This window comes from Desulfovibrio inopinatus DSM 10711 (assembly GCF_000429305.1).
Taxonomy (GTDB): Bacteria; Desulfobacterota; Desulfovibrionia; order Desulfovibrionales; family Desulfovibrionaceae; genus Alteridesulfovibrio; species Alteridesulfovibrio inopinatus.
In genome coordinates this window covers 1-3,678 of the sequence record NZ_AUBP01000051.1, presented here as the reverse complement: position 1 = coordinate 3,678, position 3,678 = coordinate 1, and the positions used below count along the sequence as shown (strand labels likewise).

General features: G+C 52.4%; 4 protein-coding genes. All 4 read right to left on the bottom strand.

What is annotated here, in order from left to right:
• Window positions 1-1,033: hypothetical protein (locus G451_RS30685; RefSeq protein WP_034643156.1), on the bottom strand; the 1,033-nt coding region annotated here is incomplete at its 3' end.
• 10 nt (window positions 1,034-1,043) lie between these two features.
• On the bottom strand, window positions 1,044-1,934 hold the full coding sequence (locus G451_RS0120090; RefSeq protein ID WP_027185654.1) for a hypothetical protein: 891 nt from the start codon (window positions 1,932-1,934) through the stop codon (window positions 1,044-1,046).
• Window positions 1,935-1,936: 2 nt separating this feature from the next.
• Window positions 1,937-2,458 carry a hypothetical protein gene (locus G451_RS0120085; RefSeq protein WP_027185653.1) on the bottom strand — a complete coding sequence of 174 codons (522 nt, stop codon included), beginning with the start codon at window positions 2,456-2,458 and terminating at the stop codon, window positions 1,937-1,939.
• On the bottom strand, window positions 2,455-3,678 hold a 1,224-nt coding region (locus tag G451_RS30680), incomplete at its 5' end, for a phage tail tip fiber protein (RefSeq protein ID WP_034643153.1). The genes G451_RS0120085 and G451_RS30680, both read right to left, overlap by 4 nt.

The window sequence follows — 3,678 nt, the reverse complement described above, 5'->3', positions numbered from 1 at the left end:
CCTGCCACTTTCCGTCTTGTCCCATTCGGTACGTCTTTCCGTCAGATGCTCTCTTCACTGTTCCTGGGGCTATCCCCTGCGATTTAGACGATGACGACGTGTCGCTCTTTTTGTGCGAAGGAGCCGTTTGAGCTGGAGAATTCTGATCTTTCGATAATTTTTTCATTAACGCCTGAGACAAAGCGGAATCGTTTTTGGCGTCTTGCACTCTGGCCTCAACGGCATCGGCCTGGGCCTTGGTGAGGCGTTGTCTGTCTGGCAGCGTGGATGAAGCGAGTTCTGATGCGCTGCGTTGTGCAGATACTCGATAGGGAAGTGTTTTTTGGGCGAACTCGGTTTCCAATGCTTGACGGGCAGCGCCACTTTTTACCGAAGACACCGAGGCGTCGTACGTGTCTTGAGCCTTGGAGAGATTGAGCGCGTTGTGCGCGTTTGCCGTCTGTCGTCCTTTAAGGTCTGCCTGCAGTTGCGGCCGCAAATACTCAAGCCGTGCGGCCTGTTCTTCAAGTTGTGCTCGATGTTTCGGGTCGAACATCATCTTCCCGGTTTCCTCGGCCATCTTGTCGCCCATGCTCAAGGCCCATTTTGCCTTGTACGACGAGGGAGCAAAACTCATCAGGAGGCGACCAACATCGTCATGCGATCCAAGATCATGCTGCGACACGTTTCCGTCGACGTCAGCGATATTAAAAAAATATTTTTCCGGCGTGTTCTCGTCTTTACCGGGGATGGAGCCAAAACCAACGACTTGCTTGCCTTCTCCGAACATCTTGCGTTTGTTGGCTGCGTTCTTCAACGGTTCCATGTTGTTGTCGAAGAATCCGCCAACAACACCGCTATACTCGTCCATTTCGGCAAGTTCTTGTGCTTCGCGATCATGTTTATCCGTTTCCCACTGAAACCGCTGCGTATCGCGCTCGTTCGCGTCTTTGCGGTACTTCGCGGTTTCCCGCTTATCCAATGCATCAGACATCGCCCCGTACGTCTTGGAAAATGCGCCGATTCCATTCGCAACTTCATTCCAGATTCCCATGTCTGTCTCCTTACACGAGGCCAATCATAGATGTGGCCAATCCAAGACCGGCACCAATGGCTGACCCGGCCCCGGAATCGCCGCCGGATTGTGTGGTGGTTGTTGAGGAATTGCGGTCAGACAGTGAACCGAACGTGTTGGATGCGCTCGCCAACGAGGATGCAGACTGCCCGGCATAGCCCGATGCATACGAGTAGGGGTTTCCTGCCTGGACGGCCTGAACCGCATTTTGCCCGGAGCCGGACAGGTTGATGGTACCGGCAATACCGGTGGCACTCCCGCGTGCCGTCATACCGGTTTTGAGCCGTTCCCAATTCGAATCCTCAACCCGTTGTTTTTCGGCTTCACGGGCTGCGGTCATGGCGTATGCTTTGTCGGCGGCCTTGGATCGGGTCAGATCGGTCATGGCGCTGGCCATGGCGCCAGATGTCGGGGAGAGACCCATACGTGCAAGTTCCCGCCGCGTCGTGTCCATGCTGGACGTATACGACTGTTCAACATCGGCGGCAGCCTGTCCCGTGACTTTCTCGTAGTCGGGATCGATTCCCTTGAGGGCTTCCAGGTAAAACTTCTCGGCGACCGGCGCAGACATGGAGATTTCTTTCATCTGCTGTTCATGAAGTGCGGTCTTCGATTCGTCTCCCATGGCAAGGTCTTTGAGCGTCGATTGCAACAACCCCGCTTCGGCATCTGTCTGCAACGGTATCAAGGCCCGGTTGGCATTGGTCAAATCTTTTTCAAACGGGCGGAAATACTCGTTGGCTTCGTTGTACTGTTGTTTCGCCCAGTTCCACATCTCCTTAGACATATCCATCTGTTCGAAACCGATGTATGTCTGCATCATGTCATACGTGGAATCGCCGCTTTTTTGTTCCGTTGAAACTTGTGAATCACCGCCCATGGCTATTCCTCCTTTAACGTATAGGCATAGACGGCCGCGTCCACACTCGTCTGGTCGTGTCCGTCATAGAGATAGTGGGGAATGGTTCCTGTTGGCTGCATCCCAACGCGCAGGGCGTAAGCCCTGGCAAATCTGTTCCATGTCGGGATGATGCCGACAATGACATCGATGCCGCCTATTGCTTCACGAAGATGCCGGGCAACGCGAAACGCTTCGTGTCCCATTGCGGTAGCGGTTTCGCCCCAATGTTCTCGAAAAATGCAGAAATGGATGTGCCATGCACGCATCCCGGCCCGGTCAAGCCAAAAGAATCCTGCGGGGGTATTCTGGATCGTCTCGACAAAAAACAGGGTGCTCTCGCGCTTGGCGAGGGCAAGAAATGCAAAGCGATCAGACATGGATCGATCAAAAAAGACCGATCGATAGAGCCGTTCGTCGATCATGCGGTCATACAATGTCATGACAAACGAATCGCGCATGCTCGGAATGCCGTCGTGTATACTGTAGGCGTGCGTCGTGATCATGAGTCAGCCTTGGTGTCTTTGAAGGTGATGCCAATCATCATCCATGAAGAGATGGAGGCTCCGGGACTCATGTTGGCGCTGGCACACACGAGTCGTGCCGTTGTCGACACAAGGTCCATTCTTGGGATGCAATCAAGGAAAAAGAACGTGTCCCGACCGTCCAACGACGTTTGGGTAAGATGTTGAATCCTGCTGCCTTGCACCGTCATCTGGAGGGTTTCTCGGGATGATGTTGTTCCGTAGATCAGAAAGAGGCGTGCTCCTGGCTTTTCCAGGGTGAGTGTGGCGCCATCGGGGTTGCCGTAGCCTTGATTCATGCGAAACTCCCAGACGACGCCGGAGAAAAGTTTATCCACAGGAATGGAGTTCTGCATGAGTACCTTGCCGTCGATGACATCCGCTTTGATGTGACGACCTTCGATCGCGTTAGCCGCGATTTTGTCGGCAGTCACCGCATTGGCGGCAAGATGTCCGGCCGACACTTGTCCGGCAAGAATATGTTGTGCGAGTATCGCGTTGGCCGCGATGTGATCAGCCGTAACGGCATTGGCGGAAAGTTCATCTGCTGTGATGGCATTGGCTGCGATCTCTTGAGCCGTGATGGTATTCGCTTCGATAACGTTCCCATGGAGCGTTCCCGGCAAAAACAAATCTCCGTTGATATAGACGCCATACGTCGAATCAACGGCAAAGACGCCTTTGGGTATCGTTTCTTGGCTGACAACTTTGAATTTGTCCGCCATGATGATGAATTCGCCGACGCCAGCCGCATCCATGCCCAACGAGAATCCCGTTGCCGCCTTCACCCCGTTGTTGTTTTCCTGGATTTTAACGGTATACCGGTTGGCGAGTTGTTCAACGGCTGAGGCAATGGTGTAGGATTGGCCGTTTCCAAGGATGTATTCTCCTTCAAATACCTGAGAAACAATTTTGTCAGAAAGAACCTGTATCTCTCCTTTCTTCTCATCAATATTCGTTATCAATTCATCATGATCGTCTCTGAGTGTACTAAATTCATCACGGCTTACTTTCAGCTCTATTGACTCTGCATTTTGTTTAATTTTTGAATTAAGAGCAGCGATCGTTCCATCCTGATTTTTCATGTCTTGAACAATCGTTGTAATACTCTCTTCCGTTTCAACAACGCGAACACCGGTGTCGACGAGTATGGACATGACATCGTCATGACGTTCCCAATAGTGTGGATTGCCTGGAGCAAT